Below are 15,419 nucleotides of genomic sequence, written 5' to 3' on the forward strand. Positions count from 1 at the left end.
GATCAGCACGTCGCCGTACGTGTGAAGGCGGCCTGGTCGGGCACCCGGCCGGGCGGGCATGAGGGCGGCCGCACCAGCGGGCCGGCCGCCCGGCCGCGCGGAAGGAGGTTGTCCATGACCACGACGCACCGGACGGCAGCGGAAGCCGGCGGGCGTTCACCGGCACCGTGGCCACGGGAGCGGACCGCGGCGCTGGAGGCGGCGCTGCGCGCCCGGGTGGACGGTGAGGTGCGGTTCGACGCGGGCAGCCGGGGCGCGTACGCCACCGACGGGTCGAACTACCGCCAGGTGCCGGTCGGCGTGGTCGTGCCGCGGACCACCGACGCGGGCGCGGCGGCCGTCGCGGTGTGCGCGGAGTTCGGCGCGCCGGTGCTGTCCCGGGGCGGCGGTACGAGCCTGGGCGGCCAGTGCACCAACGCCGCCGTGGTCATCGACTGGACCAAGTACTGCAACGCGCTGCTGTCCGTGGACGCCGAGCGCCGTACGTGCGTGGTGGAGCCCGGCATCGTGCTGGACGAGCTGAACCGCCTGCTGGCCCCGCACGGGCTGAAGTTCGGGCCGAAGCCGTCGACGCACAGCCACTGTGCGCTGGGCGGCATGATCGGCAACAACTCGTGCGGCGCGTCCGCGCAGGCGTACGGCAAGACCGCGGACAACGTGCGGCGGCTGGAGATCCTGACGTACGACGGGCTGCGGTGCTGGGTCGGCCCGACGTCCGAGGACGCGTACGAGGAGGCGGTCGCCGAGGGCGGGCGCAAGGGGCAGCTCTACGAAGGGCTGCGGAGCATCGCCACGCGCTACATGGCCGACGTCCGGCGCGGCTTCCCCGACATTCCCCGGCGGGTCTCCGGCTACAACCTGGACGCGCTGCTGCCCGAGCACGGCTTCAACCTCGCCCGCGCGCTGGTGGGCAGCGAAGGCACGCTGGTCACCGTCCTGCGCGCGGAACTGGAGCTCGTACCCGTACAGCCTGCCGAGGCGATGCTCGTCCTCGGCTACCCGGACATCTGCACGGCTGCCGACGACGTGCCGCGACTCCTGAAGCACGGCGATCCGACGCAGCTTGAGGCCATAGACGGCCGGATGGCGCAGCTGATGCGCGAAGAAGGCGCCTACCTGGATTCGCTGGAGAACTTCCCCGAGGGTGACAGCTGGCTGCTGTTGCAGTTCAGCGGCAGCAGCACGGACGAGGTGGACAGCCAGTGCCAGGCCCTGCTGGACGGGATCGGCCGCTCCCAGGACGACGCGTCGGTGGCCTTCTCCGACGATCCGGGCCGCGAGCAGAAGATGCTCAAGGCGCGGGAGGCGGGGCTCGGTGTGACCGCCCGGCCGCCCGACGACCGGGAGACCTGGGAGGGCTGGGAGGACTCCGCCGTGCCGCCGGACCGGCTCGGTGACTACCTGCGGGACCTGCACACGCTCTTCGCGGAGTTCGGGTACGACCACGCGGCGCTGTACGGGCACTTCGGGCAGGGCTGTGTGCACACCCGCGTCCCGTTCGACCTCAAGAGCGCCGACGGCGTGGCGGACTTCCGCGCGTTCCTCTTCCGCGCCGCCGACCTGGTCGCCTCGTACGGCGGGTCGCTGTCCGGCGAGCACGGGGACGGGCAGGCGCGCGGGGAGCTGCTGCCGCGGATGTTCGGCGAGCGGCTGGTGACGGCGTTCGAGGAGGTCAAGGGGCTGTTCGACCCGGACGACCGGATGAACCCCGGCAAGGTCGTGCACCCGGCCAGGGTCGATGAGCACCTGCGGCTCGGTGCCGGCTGGCGCCCGCAGAGCCTGGAGACGCGCTTCGCCTATCCGGACGACGACCGCAGTTTCACGCAGGCCGTGATGCGCTGTGTCGGTGTCGGCAACTGCCGTACGCAGGAGGGCGGCGTGATGTGCCCCTCGTACCGGGCGACCGGCGAGGAGGAGCACTCCACGCGCGGCCGGGCCCGGCTGCTGTTCGAGATGCTGGGCGGGCACGCGGACTCCCCGGTCACCGACGGCTGGCGCTCCACCGAGGTACGGGACGCGCTCGACCTGTGCCTGGCGTGCAAGGGCTGCAAGTCGGACTGCCCGGTCGGTGTCGACATGGCGACCTACAAGGCGGAGTTCCTGTCCCACCACTACGCGGGGCGGCTGCGGCCCGCCGCGCACTACTCGATGGGCTGGCTGCCGCTGTGGGCGCGCCTGTCCCGGCTCGCGCCGGGGCTGGTCAACGCCGCGCTGAGCGCGCCGGGGCTGGCCCCGCTCGGCAAACGGGTGGCCGGGGTGGCCGCCGAGCGGGACGCGCCGGTCTTCGCGCCGGAGTCGTTCGTGCAGTGGTGGCGGGCGCGCGGCACCCCCGAGCCGGACCCGGCCGACCCGCGGACGGTCGTGCTGTGGCCGGACACGTTCAGCACGTACTTCCACCCGGGCGTCGCGAAGGCGGCGGTACGGGTGCTGGAGGACGCCGGGTTCCGGGTGGCCGTGCCGGAGCGGGCGGTGTGCTGCGGGCTGACGTGGATCTCCACCGGCCAGCTGGACACCGCCGGGCGGGTGCTGCGGCGGACCCTGGACGTGCTGCGGCCCTGGATCGAGGCCGGCACCCCGGTCATCGGGCTGGAGCCGTCCTGCACCGCCGTCTTCCGGGCCGACGCGCCGGAGCTGATGCCGGACGACGAGGACGTGCAGCGCCTGGCGAAACAGTTCCGCACCTTCTCCGAGCAGCTGGTCAACCACGCCCCCGAGGGCTGGCGGCCGCCGTCGCTGGGCCGGTCGGCGACCGTGCAGACGCACTGCCACCAGCACGCGGTGCTGGCCTTCGACGCCGACCGGGAGCTGATGCGCCGGGCCGGGGTGGCCGCCGACGTGCTGGACGCCGGGTGTTGCGGGCTCGCCGGGAACTTCGGCTTCGAGCGCGGGCACCACGGGCTCTCGAAGGCCATCGCGGAGCAGGGCGTGCTCCCGGCCGTACGGGACACTCCGCCCGGCTCCCTCGTGCTGGCCGACGGCTTCAGCTGCCGTACGCAGATCGAGCAGGGCGGCACCGGGCGGCGGCCGGTGCACCTGGCCGAAGCACTGGCCCTGGCGCTCGACCGGCGGCTGCCCACCGACCACCCGGAGCGGACCGCCGACCGCCCCACGCCGCCCGCGGCCGGCTCCGGACGCCTGCTGACCGCTGCCACGGCCGTGGCGGCGGGCGGCGCGCTGGCGGCCGCCACCCGTTTGCTGGTGCGCAGGCTGCGCCGCTGACCTGGCCGGGAACCGTAGCCCCGGCGGAGAACCGTCCGGCGGCCGTGCATCCGCGCAGCCGGGACGGGCACACGGACAGTCGGGCCGGCACCCGCCGTCGCGATTTGTGAGAGGAAAGAACCGCATGACCACCAAAGTTTCCGACCACATCCTCCAGCGCCTGCGCGAATGGGACGTCGACCATGTCTTCTCCTACGCGGGGGACGGCATCAACGGCCTGCTCGCGGCCTGGGGCCGGGCGGCCAACCAGCCGAAGTTCGTGCAGGCCCGGCACGAGGAGATGGCCGCGTTCGAGGCCGTCGGATACGCCAAGTTCTCCGGCAAGGTGGGGGTGTGCGCGGCGACCTCCGGGCCCGGCGCGATCCACCTGCTGAACGGGCTCTACGACGCCAAGCTGGACCACGTGCCCGTGGTGGCCATCGTCGGGCAGACCGCGCGCAGCGCCATGGGCGGCTCCTACCAGCAGGAAGTCGACCTGATGGCGCTGTACAAGGACGTCGCCTCGGAGTTCTGCGAGATGGTGACCGTCCCGGAGCAGCTGCCGAACGTCATCGACCGGGCGATCCGCACCGCGTACGCCAAGCGCACCGTCACCGCGGTCATCGTCCCCGGCGACGTGCAGGAGCTGGAGTACAGCGCGCCGACACACGAGTTCAAGATGGTGCCGTCCAGCCTGGGCGTGTCGCCGTACGCGCCGGTGCCGGCCGACGAGGAGCTGCGGCGCGCCGCCGAGGTGCTCAACGCGGGCGAGAAGGTGGCGATCCTGGTCGGGCAGGGCGCCCGGGGCGCCCGCGCGCGGGTCGAGGAGGTCGCCGAGCTGCTCGGCGCGGGGGTGGCCAAGGCGCTGCTCGGCAAGGACGCGCTCTCCGACGAGCTGCCGTACGTGACCGGCGCCATCGGCCTGCTGGGCACCCGGCCCAGCTACGAGCTGATGCAGGAGTGCGACACGCTGCTGGTGATCGGCTCCAGCTTCCCGTACTCGCAGTTCCTGCCGGAGTACGGGCAGGCCCGCGCCGTGCAGATCGACATCGACCCGTTCATGGTCGGGCTGCGCTACCCCTTCGAGGTCAACCTCGTCGGCGACGCGGACCGGACGCTGGAACGGCTGCTGCCGCTGCTCAAGCACAAGAAGGCCCGCAAGTGGCGTGAGCAGATCGAGTCGAACGTCAAGCGCTGGTGGACGGTCATGGAGCGGCGTGCCGCCGTGGCGGCCGACCCGGTCAACCCCGAGTACGTGGTGCACGCGCTCGACGCGCTGCTGCCCGAGAACGTGATCCTGGCCGCGGACTCCGGCTCGGCCGCCAACTGGTACGCGCGCCACCTGCGGCTGCGCGGGTCGATGCGCGGTTCGCTGTCCGGGACGCTGGCGACCATGGGGCCGGGGGTGCCGTACGTCATCGGCGCCAAGTTCGCCCATCCGGAGCGGCCCGCGCTGGCGATCGTCGGTGACGGGGCGATGCAGATGAACGGCATGGCCGAGCTGATCACCGCGTCCAAGTACTGGCGGGAGTGGAGCGACCCGCGCATGATCGTCGCGGTTCTGAACAACGAGGACCTCAACCAGGTGACGTGGGAGATGCGGGCCATGTCCGGCGCGCCGCAGTTCGAGGAGTCGCAGCGCATCCCGGACGTGCCGTACGCCGACTTCGCGCGCTCCATCGGCCTCGGCGGCGTCCGGGTCGAGCGGCCCGAGGAGGTGGAGAGCGCGTGGCGGCAGGCGCTCGCCGCCGACCGGCCGTTCGTCATCGACTTCCGTACCGATCCCGACGTGCCGCCGATCCCGCCGCACGCCACGCTGGACCAGATCGAGGCGGCGGCCACCGCCATCCTCAAGGGCGACCCGGAGACGGCCGGGGTGCTCAAGCAGGGCGTCAAGGCGAAGATCCAGGAGTTCCTGCCGGGCAAGGGCCACGGGGACAGCCAGAAGTGACCGGCCGGTCCGGGCCCGGCGCGCCCACCGCCGGGCCCGGACCGCGGCCGTACCCAACGATGCGCATCGCAAGGAGGACCCGTGGCCAGGTTGACGGCACTGAAGGACTGGCGGCACTGGCGGCGGGGGAAGGCCCTGCGGCCCTCCCCCGGCGCGGACGACGTGGAGAACGCGACGCAGCGCGTGCTGATGTACGGCGTACTGCCCATGTGGTTCGTGCCCGCCGTGGCCGACTGGGTGATGCACCGGCGTACGGACATCGAGAAGACCACCGGCGTCAAGGAGTCGGCGATCCACGCGCTGATGATGGCCGAGGCCGGGGTGCCGGTGCTGGCCGGGCTGGTCGCCCGCGTCAACCCGCTGGTGCTGTCCCTGATGGGCGGTGCCGCCGCGGTGCACAGCGCGACCGCCATCTGGGACGTGACGGTGGCCACCGAGGACCGCGAGGTGCGCCCGGTGGAGCAGCACATCCACAGCTTCCTGGAGGTGCTGCCGCTGGCGGCCGTCGTCATCACGTCCTGCCTGCACTGGGAGTCCGTACGCGACCTCGCGCACGGCGGGAAGCAGCCGGACGCCTGGAAACTGCTGCCCAAGGAGCGTCCGCTGCCCGGGAAATACCTGGCCGGTATCGCGGCGGGGGTGGGCGCCTGTGTCGCCCTGCCGTACGCGGAGGAATTCATCCGGTGCGTACGGGCCCGTAAGTCGGGCGCGTGAATGCCGGGCGGGAGCGCCGTACGGGAATCGCCGCGTTCGGCCCCTCGGGGCAGTCGCGGCGGCCGTTCGTTACGACTTTCCGTCGACGGGTAGCCGTAAGGGCGAGAAGCGGTATACGGCAGGCCCGGGACAGGTACGCCGTACGTGTCCGGGGCGTGTGCGAGACGAAGGAGAAGCATCATGCCCGCAGGTTCGAACGCCAAGCGTGAGCGCCAGTACGAGCACATCAAGGAAGGCGCCGAGAAGCGCGGTACGTCCAAGGGCCGGGCCAAGGAGATCGCGGCGCGTACCGTGAACAAGGAACGCGCCCGCTCCGGCGAGTCCAAGACGGCCAGCAAGTCCTCGACCCAGGACCGCAAGTCCGCGCCCGAGCGCGGCGGCCAGCGCTCCGGCAACCGCACCGGCTCCAAGGGCCCGACGCGTGACCAGCTCTACAACGAGGCCAAGAAGAAGGGTGTGGAAGGCCGGTCCAACATGAACAAGGACCAGCTGGCCAAGGCGCTCGGCCGCTGAGCCAGCGGACCGGCCATGAGCAAGGAACCGCTGCGGACCTATCTGTCCAAACGGCATTTCGACCGGACGTCGGAGCCGCAGGGCGGTGATTCCGCCGATCCCTCCGGAAAGCCGCGTTTCGTGGTGCAGATCCACGACGCGAGCACCATGCACTTCGATTTCCGGCTGGAGGTCGACGGGGTGCTCAAATCATGGTCCGTACCGAAAGGGCCGTCCACGGACCCGAAGGACAAGCGGCTGGCGATGCCCACCGAGGACCATCCGCTGGACTACCGGGATTTCGAAGGGGTCATTCCGCAGGGCGAGTACGGGGGCGGCACGGTCATCGTGTGGGACCAGGGCCATTACCGCCCGATGTCGCACGACAAGAAGGGCCGCCCCGTACCGTTCGCCGAATCGCTGGAGAAGGGCCACGCGACGTTCTGGATGGAGGGGAAGAAGCTGCACGGCGGCTACGCCCTCACCCGGTTCCGCGGCGGCCCGGACAGCGACGAGCGGGAGTCCTGGCTGCTGGTGAAGGCGGACGACGCGCACGCCGGCGGACAGGGCACGCCCGACCCGAAACGGGCCCGCTCGGCGCTGAGCGGGCACACGCTCAAGCAGGTGGCCGAGGACGTGGCGGCGGAGTCCGGGGAGAAGCCCGGCCGCAAGGGGCAGGCCGCGGGTACGGCGGGCAAGGGCGGCAAGGGCCGCGGGTGAACTGCCGGCCGCCCCGAGGGGCGGCGCGACCGTCGGGTTCCCCCACGGCCGCGCCACGGGGAGAGCCCGAGGTGGGCGTCCGTTCTAGGCGAACGGTATGTACCACTTCATGTAGGGGTTGGAGTCCGAGAAGTTGCTGGTGTACACCTGCCCCTTCACGTTGGAGTCCAGGGCCCGCTTGTTCTGGTGGTTGACCAGCGCGGACACATCGGCCATCAGGTAGTGCTGCTCCCACAACTGCCGGGGGTTCTCGGAGTCGCAGGGCTTGGCCATCACGCGGTCACTGCCTGTTCCCCCGCCGGTGAGGCAGAGGCCGGTCTTGCTGCTCTGCAGCATCACGCCCTTGCCGGAGGTGTGGAAGTACCAGCGCTGGTAGGGGTTGTTCGCGCCGCAGCCGTTGCTGTTTTCCTTGGTGTAGACGACTCCGTCGGTGTTGCCGTCGAGGCAGTATCCCGTCTGCCAATTGGTGAGCCCGCTGCTCGCGCTCTGGGCGGCCGCCGGGGTCTGCGTGGCCACCACGGACATGCAGGCTGCGGCGAGCAGGGCGCCGGCCACGCCGGTCTTCTTCTTCACCGAGATCTTCATTGCTTACCTCCACTGAGAATTCTTCGGTCCGCCGGGGCGGGGTCCGTACGTCTGGGTTCAGGTCTTCACCGCAGGAAGCGTGGTCAGCGTCAGCTGCCGTAGAGCCCGAGGAAGGGGGCGAGCCTCGGGACGCCGCCGGTTCCCAGACGCATCTGCGTGATGTTGAGGTACCTGCGTCCGTCGACGATCACGGGAGCGGCGTTTCCACCGTGCACGGTCTGGTGGGCGACGCGGGACAGGGCCGACCACTGGGTCTGCAGGCCGACACCGAAGTTACCGAGGTGGGCCGGGTGGTTCGGATCGCTCGGGTCGTACCGCAGGTCGATGGCGGTGGCGATACGGTTCTCGATCCAGCCGAAGCGCGCGGCCTCGGCGGTGGCACCGATGATGTAGGCCAGGTTGCCGCGGTGGGCGAGGCGCCGCGCTTCGGTGAGGTAGCTCAGGTCGAGCATCCTGCGCCGCAGGGTGTCCGCCTCGTAGCCGAAGTTGCGGCGGTTGTTGTCGGGATCCAGGGTGGGGTAGTTCCCCTCGTAGCCGAGGCTGGTGAACAGCGGCGGGTTCGTCATTCCGTAGTGACGCTGGACCTCGCGCGCCAACGGGAGTGCGGTGTCCTCGAACTGCCAGTGCTGGCCGCGGACGGTGAAGCCGAGGAGGTACATGTTGTCCACGCTGAAGTACAGCTTCACGTGGCACTCGCTGGGGCCGTCGTACTCGTTGGTCCAGACGCGGACTTCGATGACCCGGTTCGTGTTCCTCCGGGTCGGCGTGTCGAGCATGGCCGGGCTGTCGGCGCCGGCCATCTCATGGCCCGAGGCGGCGCGCAGTCGCGCGATCATCTGCCGGTACCGGTTCGCACGGTCCGCGCCTGCGTTGCCACCGGAACCGGTGTCGTCGAAGCCCTCCATGTGCCAGTCGATGACGGTGTACCGCTGGGAGGTTTCCGCCTGGGCCGGCGTGGTGCCGGCGGTCACCAGGGTGCAGGTGGCGAGGAGGGTCAGGAGCAGGGTGCTCAGGCGTCTGCCCGCGCGGCGCAGGGCGGAGATCGGGTTCATCGGCGGCTTTCCTGAAGGGGTCGGCGCGGACCCACGTACTGAGGTGAGGCGTCCGCGAAGGAAGAAGAGGGAGGGGCGGCTTCGGGACGCCGGTGCTCCGGTTCCTCGTCCGCGCCGCAAGCCAACCCGATGAAGCGAAGGCAGACCAGGCATTTCCACCGGCAGAAGTAGCGTCGGGCCTACTTCTGCCGGGTGGTCTCGCCTTCTCTGCCGGGACCACGTCGCTCAGGAGACGCACGCAGAGGGGCACCGGGCCACCGGCCGGCGGCGCCTTCGGGGCGCGCCTGCACGCGTTACGCACGGGCGCGGGGCTGAGAGCCAGGCCGCCCGTGACCTCACGGAACTCTGCGGCCACCTGCCCCTGGCCGCCCATCAGCACATCGGCGACGATCGCGCCGCCCCGCACCGCTGGGACGAGGCCGAAGCACCGCTACGGCACGCGGTCGCCCGCTTCGGGACGGCGCGCGTGCCTGCCTGGAGCGAACCGGCCCGCCCCGACCTCGGCGCCGCCCTGCGCCACCTTCACTGGACCGAAGAGGCCCGCGCCACCCTGACCGCAGTCCACCAGGGCCTCGTCCGGCTGAACCACCCCCGCCAGATCGAAGCCGCCGCCCAACTGCGCCTGCTCGACGAGGCCGACGGAGTCGACGCATGCGACGGCCACGGCCCCGCCGCCGAGCACACAGGGGGCCGGTAGCCGTCCCGGGCCGGGCCACTGCCGAAGGGAGCGGCCGGGGTGAGGACCCCGGCCGCTGTCCGCCGGTCCGGCCGCCCTGCCCGGCGGCCGGTCCCCGGGCGCGTCAGGAATGGCCCATGGCCTTCCGCACGGCGTCCCGGGTGCGGTCGATCACCGCGGCCACGGGCCCGGCCGCGAGGTTCTTGGCCGCGCTGTCCGTGCCGGGGTGCGGCCGGGTCGGTGCCAGTGCCTCGGCGGCCTTGACGGCGCGCGCCAGGGTCTCCAGGCCACGCTGGTCCGTCACGTCCCGCAGCCGGTCGAACTCCGTGCGCTCCTCGGCGTCGGCGTGGGTGAGCACGTCCTGCCGCAGCGCGGTGAACCGGTCGTGGAACTCCGGCGCCCCGGTGTCCAGGGACGACAGCTCGCTCAGCACCTGCTTGGCACGTTCCTCCTCCTCGATGCGCGCGTCGACCACCTGGTCACCGCCGGCGAGGTGCCGGCGGGCGTACGGGTGGACGACTTCCTCCTCGGCCGTCTCGTGCACCGCGAGCAGGCGCACCAGGCGGTGGAAGGCGTCCGTGCGGTCCGCGTCCTTGGAGTCGCCCACCTCGTCGAAAAGTTCGCGGATCTGCCGGTGCTGCTGCTTGAGCAGTTCGACGACGTCCGGCTGTTCGCTCATGTCCGTGTACCTCCGTCACGGCGGTGGTGCCGACAGTGTTCCGGAGCCGCGGCGGGTACCCACGGCGGCCGGGCCGAACCGGGCCCCCGGGCGGTTACGGAAGGCCCGTGTAGTTCTCGGCCAGTTCGGCGGCGGCGTGCGGGGAGGAGGTGACGCGGTCGAGCTGCGAGAGCTGTAGGCGGGTGTCGAAGGCGCTCTGGCCGGGGGCCGTGTGCAGCATCGTCGTCATGGAGTAAGAGAAGTGCTCGGCCCGCCAGACGCGGCGCAGACAGGTGTCGGACCAGCCGTCCAGCAGCTCGGCGGAGCCGCTGTCCTTCAGGCGGGCGAAGGCGCGGGCCAGCTCGGTGACGTCGGCGACGGCGAGGTTGAGCCCCTTCGCGCCGGTCGGCGGGACGAGGTGCGCCGCGTCCCCGGCGAGCAGCACCCGCCCGTACCGCATGGGTTCGGTGACCACGCTGCGCATCGGCAGGACGGACTTGGCGGTGACCGGGCCGCGTGCCGGCTGCCAGGTGGCGGCGCGGGCGTCGAGTTCGTCCCAGATCCGCTCGTCGGGCCAGTCGGCGGGGTCGGTGCCGTTGGGTACTTGGAGGTAGAGGCGGCTGACGGTGGGCGAGCGCATGCTGAACAGCGCGAAGCCGCGCTCGGAGTGGGCGTACACCAGCTCGTCGCAGGACGGCGGTACCCCGGCGAGGATCCCGAGCCAGGAGTACGGATAGCCGCGCTCGTACGTGCGCCGGGTGCCGGCCGGCACCGCGTCGCGGGTGATGCCGTGGAAGCCGTCGCAGCCCACGACGTAGTCGCAGGTCAGGGTGTGTTCGCGGCCCCCGTGCGCGTAGTGGACCACGGGCCGTGCGGTGTCCGCGCCGGTCACGGCGAGCGCCCGCGCCCCGAAGACGAGCGGTCCGCCGTCCGCGAGCTGGAGGGCGATGAGGTCCTTGACCAGCTCGGTCTGCGCGTAGACGACCACGCTGCGGCCGCCGGTCAGGGCCCGGAGGTCGAGGCGGTGCGAGCGCCGGCCGTAGTGCAGCCGGATGCCGTGGTGCACGAGGCCCTGCCGGTCCAGGCGCTCCCCCGCGCCGCAGTCGCGCAGCGTGTCGGCGGTGCCCTGTTCCAGGACTCCGGCGCGCTGGCGCCGTTCGACGTAGGCGCGGTCGCGGCGCTCCAGGACGACGCTGTCGATGCCGGAGCGGTGCAGCAGCCGCGCGAGGAGCAGCCCTGCCGGGCCGCCGCCGATGATGCCGATGGTGGTTTCGGCGGGGACGGGGGCGCGGGCGGCCGCGCGGCCGGTGTCGCCGTCCCCGGGGGTGGCGTGCCGGGGGCGGTCGTCGGTGGTCTGTTCCGTACGGCCGGCGGTGTGCCGGTCCGGTGGCGGGTCCGCCGGGCCGCCGTACTGCGCCGGGTGTGCCGTGAGGTGGCCGAGGAGGGCGGCGAGGACCGGTACGGGCCGCTCGGCGTTGGCCAGATGGGCGGCACCGGCGACCTCGGTCAGGCTCGCGGCGGGGATGCCGTCGGCGAGTTCGCGCGCGTGGGCGGGCGGGGTCGCGGGGTCGTCCCGGCCCGCGACGACGAGGGTGGGCGCGCCGATCCGGCCCAGTTCGCCGCGCAGGTCGTAAGTGGCGAGCGCGTCGCAGCAGGCCGCGTACCCTTCGGGCGCCACGGCCCGCAGCCCGGCCAGCAGTCCGTCCGCCGCCGGTGTCCCGGTGAAGCCCGGCGTGAACCAGCGGCCGGCGGCCGTGGCGGCGACCGGCGCGAGGCCCTGTTCCCGTACGAGCGCGGCCCGTTCGCGCCATGCCGCGGGCTCACCGAAGCGGGCCGAGGAACAGATCAGGGCGAGGGACGCGATCCGTCCGGGGTGGTGCGCCGCGAGCCAGGCGCCGACCGCGCCGCCCAGGGAGATGCCCGCGTACGCGAACCGGCCGATGCCGAGGGAGTCGGCGAGGGCGAGGACGAGACCGCCCAGGCCGGCCACCGTGCAGGGTGTGTCCGTACGGCCCGCGAGCACGTCGTACGGTGTCCCGCCGTGCCCCGGCAGGTCCCAGCGCACCACGCGGAAGCGGCGCGCCAGCGCCTCCGTCTGGGGATCCCACACGGACAGCGAGGTGCCCAGCGACGGGCCCAGCAGGAGTGGGGGCGCGTCGGCGGGTCCGTCCTCGCGGTGGTGCGGGAGCGGACGGGCGGGCCCGGGGCGGGTGTTCGGCGTCATGTTCGGCGTCGTCACGTGTGCTCCTGCGGGGACGGTGCTGGGCCGTGGGGGTCGAAGCCGTGGGTGCCGGGGCGGCGGGTGCCAGGGCGGCGCAGGGCGCGGTCCACGAGCGCGCCCGCCGAGCCCGTGTACGCGGCGGGGTCGGCCAGTTCCCGCAGCCGCGCGGCGGGGAAGGCCGCCGCGACGGCGGGATGGTCCGCGCGCAGGGCGCGGTCCAGCGCCTCGTCCAGGCCGGTGCCCTCGTCGGCCGCCTGCCGCGCCACCTCGGTGAGCAGCCGCTGTGCCGTGTCCCGGCCGAGGCGGGCACCGAGGACGGCCGCCAGGCGCTCGGTGACGGTCAGTCCGCCGGCCGCGGCGAGGTTCGCGCGCATCCGTGCCGGGCGTACCCGCAGGCCGGCGGTCAGTTCAGCGGCGTCCCGGGCCGCGCCGCCCGCCAGGCGCAGGGCGTCGCGGAGCGGCTGCCACTCGGCGTGCCAGGCCCCGGCCGGCCGTTCGTCCTCGGCGGCCAGTGCCCCGTACAGCACCCCGGCCAGGGCCGGGACCTGCCGGGCAGCGGCGGCGATCAGCGTGGCCCGTACGGGGTTGGCCTTGTGCGGCATGGCCGACGAGCCGCCGCCACTGCCTTCGGCCAGCTCCGCGGTCTCCGTACGGGAGAGGGCCAGCACGTCGGCGGCGACCTTGCCGAGGGCGCCGGCGGTGTGGGCCAGCGCGCCGGCGAGGTCGGCGACCGGGGTGCGCAACGTGTGCCAGGGCAGGACGGGTTCGGCGAGGCCGGTCTCGGCCGCGTACGCGGTGAGCAGCCGCAGCCCGGGGTCCTGACCGGCCTCGGGATCCTGACCGGCCCCGGGGTCCGGCTCCCGGCCGTCGGCCTCCGCGAACGCGTGGAACGCGGCGAGGGTGCCCGCCGCGCCGCCCAACTGCGCGGGCAGCGCGGCCCGTACGGCGGCGAGCCGGTCCCGGGCGTCCAGGACCAGTCCGCGCCAGCCCGCGGCCTTGAGGCCGAAGGTGACCGGTACCGCGTGCTGGGTGAGCGTACGGCCCGCCATCGGGGTGTCGCGGTGCGCGGCCGCCAGCCGCGCCAGCGTCGCGGCGGTGTCGTCCAGGTCGCCGAGGACGGCCTCCAAGGCGCGTACGCAGACCAGCATCGTGGCCGTGTCGAGGATGTCCTGGCTGGTGGCGCCGCGGTGGACGTACGCGGCGGCCGCGGCGTCGCGCCCGGCCACCGCGGCCGTGAGCGCGGCGACGAGGGGGATGACCGGGTTGCCGCCGGAGCGGGCCCGCACCGCGAGGTCGCGGGCGTCGAAGCGGCCGGTGTCGCGCGCGGCGGCGGTGACCGCCGCGGCCGCGGTGGCCGGCGCCAGCCCGACCGCCGCCTGCGCCCGGGTCAAGGCCGCTTCCGCGTCCAGCAGGGCCCGTACGTACGCGGCGTCGCCGGTGGCCTCCTCGACGGCCGAGTCCGCCCGGCCCGGGGACAGCAGACCGGTGTCGGCGGCCCCGGGGCGCGTACCGGGCGGCGGGCCGGCGGGATGTTCAGCGGAACTCAAGGAAAACCGTCTCCTCGCCCGCCTCGCCGTCTGCTCCGGTGCCACCGTCGGCGCCCTGGAGGCGGATGTCGAAGCGGTACCGCCGCTCGCCGTCGGCCCGCGCGACCAGGGTGCGCGCGCGGTGCGCGGGGAGCTGGGAGAGCAGTGGGTCGGCCGCGTGCGCCGCCGGGTGCTCGGGGAAGTAGACGCGGGTGAACAGGTGGTGCAGCAGGCCCCGGGCGAAGACGCACACCGCGATGTACGGCGCGGCGTCCGGGCGGCCCGCCGGGGCCGTGGCCGGCAGGGTGCGCAGCACGTAGCGGCCGTCGGCGTCGGTGGGCACCCGGCCGAAGCCGGTGAAGTCGACGCCGTCGCGGCCGAGGACCGCACCGGTCGCCGGGTCGCGGCGCAGCGAACCGGGCGCGCCGCGCAGGCTCCCGTCCGGACCGGCCTGCCAGAACTCCAGCAGCGCGTCCGGCACCGGCTCCCCCGCACCGTCCAGGACCCGCCCGTGCAGTGTGACGGTGCCGGGGTGCCCGGCCGGTGCCACGTCTCCCCCGCCGGGGAACGGCAGCGCGTAGCCGTAGAAGGGGCCGATGGTCTGGGAGGGGGTGGGGGCGAGCTTTCCTGGCGTCTCCGGGGCGGCGCCCGGCTGCTGCGGTACGCCCGCGTGGCGCGGCGCGGGCTCGTGCGGCGCGGCTTCGTGCGGTGTCGTCCCGTCCGATGCGGTCTCGCGCGGTGCCGTTCCGTGTGGTGCCGTCTCGTACGGCGTGGCTTCGTGCGGTGTGCCGGACATCAGTGGTCCTCCTCGGTCCAGGTGGGGGACGGGCCGTCCAGCGTGATGTCCCAGCGGTAGCCCAGGGACCACTGCGCGCGGGCGAGGTCCGGGTCGTACGCGCAGACCAGCCGTTCGCGGGCCCGCGGGTCGGTGCACGCGGCGAGGACCGGGTCGTACGGCAGGAGCGGGTCGCCGGGGAAGTACATCTGGGTCACCAGCCGCTGGGCGAAGGCGGTGCCGAAGAGCGAGAAGTGGACATGGGCCGGGCGCCAGGCGTTGTGGTGGTTGTGCCACGGGTAGGCGCCGGGCCGGACGGTGGTGAACGCGTACCGGCCCGCGTCGTCCGTCAGGCAGCGGCCGACGCCGGTGAAGTTCGGGTCGAGCGGCGCCGGGTGCCGGTCGCTCCGGTGGGCGTACCGGCCGGCGGCGTTGGCCTGCCAGATCTCGACGAGCTGGCCGCGCACCGGGCGTCCGGCCCGGTCCCGTACCCGGCCGGTGACGGTGATCCGTTCACCGAGCGGCTCACCGGCGTGCTGCCGGGTGAGGTCGGCGTCCAGCGTGGTGACGTCGGTGCCGCCGAAGACGGGCCCGGACCGTTCGACGGCCTCCGGGTCGCGCAGCGCGTCGATCGCGGCCAGGGGCTGGACGGGGTGGCGCAGGCGGGTGCTGCGGTACGGGGCGAAGTCGCGGCGGGGGTGCGCCGGTACGGGGCCGCCGGCGGTACGGGCGCGGGCGGCGGCCGTGTGCAGCGCGGCGATCTCACGGTCGATGACGGACTGCGGGTCCGGTTCCGGTGCCCCGGCCGGGGTGCGGACCGGATCGGCGACGTACACGTCACGGACGTCCAT

The 15,419-nt window shown here is 73.5% G+C and carries 13 protein-coding genes and 1 pseudogene; 6 read left to right on the top strand and 8 right to left on the bottom strand.

What is annotated here, in order from left to right; all coding sequences use genetic code 11:
* The first annotated feature begins 114 nt into the window (after positions 1-114).
* The 5 genes from AB0L45_RS32950 (at position 115) to AB0L45_RS32970 (ending at position 7,075) form a co-directional block, all read left to right on the top strand.
* Complete coding sequence (locus tag AB0L45_RS32950) at positions 115-3,219, top strand: FAD-linked oxidase C-terminal domain-containing protein (RefSeq protein ID WP_365846570.1); 3,105 nt, start codon at positions 115-117, stop codon at positions 3,217-3,219.
* Positions 3,220-3,343: 124 nt separating this feature from the next.
* Positions 3,344-5,149, top strand: coding sequence for a thiamine pyrophosphate-requiring protein (locus AB0L45_RS32955; RefSeq protein ID WP_365846572.1), 1,806 nt, complete (start codon positions 3,344-3,346; stop codon positions 5,147-5,149).
* Between the two features lie 81 nt (positions 5,150-5,230).
* On the top strand, positions 5,231-5,863 hold the full coding sequence (locus AB0L45_RS32960; protein WP_365846574.1) for a diguanylate cyclase: 633 nt from the start codon (positions 5,231-5,233) through the stop codon (positions 5,861-5,863).
* Positions 5,864-6,043: 180 nt separating this feature from the next.
* On the top strand, positions 6,044-6,376 hold the full coding sequence (locus tag AB0L45_RS32965) for a plasmid stabilization protein (RefSeq protein ID WP_365846576.1): 333 nt from the start codon (positions 6,044-6,046) through the stop codon (positions 6,374-6,376).
* Positions 6,377-6,391: 15 nt separating this feature from the next.
* On the top strand, positions 6,392-7,075 hold the full coding sequence (locus AB0L45_RS32970; protein ID WP_365846578.1) for a DNA polymerase ligase N-terminal domain-containing protein: 684 nt from the start codon (positions 6,392-6,394) through the stop codon (positions 7,073-7,075).
* 84 nt (positions 7,076-7,159) lie between these two features.
* On the opposite strand, the gene AB0L45_RS32975 is transcribed toward AB0L45_RS32970, so the two are convergent.
* Complete coding sequence (locus tag AB0L45_RS32975; protein WP_365846580.1) at positions 7,160-7,660, bottom strand: ricin-type beta-trefoil lectin domain protein; 501 nt, start codon at positions 7,658-7,660, stop codon at positions 7,160-7,162.
* Positions 7,661-7,749: 89 nt separating this feature from the next.
* Positions 7,750-8,712 (bottom strand): ribosome-inactivating family protein, encoded by a 963-nt coding sequence (locus AB0L45_RS32980; RefSeq protein ID WP_365846582.1) that lies wholly within the window; start codon positions 8,710-8,712, stop codon positions 7,750-7,752.
* Between the two features lie 466 nt (positions 8,713-9,178).
* On the opposite strand from AB0L45_RS32980, the gene AB0L45_RS32985 reads away from it, so the two are divergent.
* A complete protein-coding gene (locus tag AB0L45_RS32985) occupies positions 9,179-9,409 on the top strand; it encodes a hypothetical protein (protein WP_365846584.1) in 231 nt (76 codons plus the stop codon).
* A 103-nt stretch (positions 9,410-9,512) separates the two neighbouring features.
* Here the strand turns inward: AB0L45_RS32985 and AB0L45_RS32990 are convergent, their stop codons facing one another.
* From AB0L45_RS32990 to pcaH, 6 genes and pseudogenes are all read right to left on the bottom strand, one after another.
* The gene (locus AB0L45_RS32990) at positions 9,513-10,067 is read right to left on the bottom strand and encodes a hemerythrin domain-containing protein (RefSeq protein WP_365846586.1); all 555 of its coding nucleotides are present in this window, start codon (positions 10,065-10,067) and stop codon (positions 9,513-9,515) included.
* 94 nt (positions 10,068-10,161) lie between these two features.
* Complete coding sequence (locus AB0L45_RS32995; protein ID WP_365846662.1) at positions 10,162-11,310, bottom strand: 4-hydroxybenzoate 3-monooxygenase; 1,149 nt, start codon at positions 11,308-11,310, stop codon at positions 10,162-10,164.
* A 195-nt stretch (positions 11,311-11,505) separates the two neighbouring features.
* Positions 11,506-12,270 (bottom strand): annotated as a pseudogene (locus tag AB0L45_RS33000) (alpha/beta fold hydrolase); the annotation flags it as partial.
* Positions 12,271-12,281: 11 nt separating this feature from the next.
* Entirely contained in the window at positions 12,282-13,814 is a 1,533-nt protein-coding gene (gene pcaB / locus AB0L45_RS33005; RefSeq protein WP_365846588.1) for a 3-carboxy-cis,cis-muconate cycloisomerase, read from the bottom strand.
* A complete protein-coding gene (pcaG, locus tag AB0L45_RS33010; protein WP_365846590.1) occupies positions 13,801-14,589 on the bottom strand; it encodes a protocatechuate 3,4-dioxygenase subunit alpha in 789 nt (262 codons plus the stop codon). Before pcaG ends, pcaB begins: the two co-directional genes overlap by 14 nt.
* Positions 14,589-15,419, bottom strand: a complete 831-nt coding sequence (pcaH, locus tag AB0L45_RS33015) for a protocatechuate 3,4-dioxygenase subunit beta (protein WP_365846664.1) — start codon at positions 15,417-15,419, stop codon at positions 14,589-14,591. Before pcaH ends, pcaG begins: the two co-directional genes overlap by 1 nt.

Source organism: Streptomyces sp. NPDC052496, from assembly GCF_040679095.1.
Taxonomy (GTDB): Bacteria; Actinomycetota; Actinomycetes; order Streptomycetales; family Streptomycetaceae; genus Streptomyces.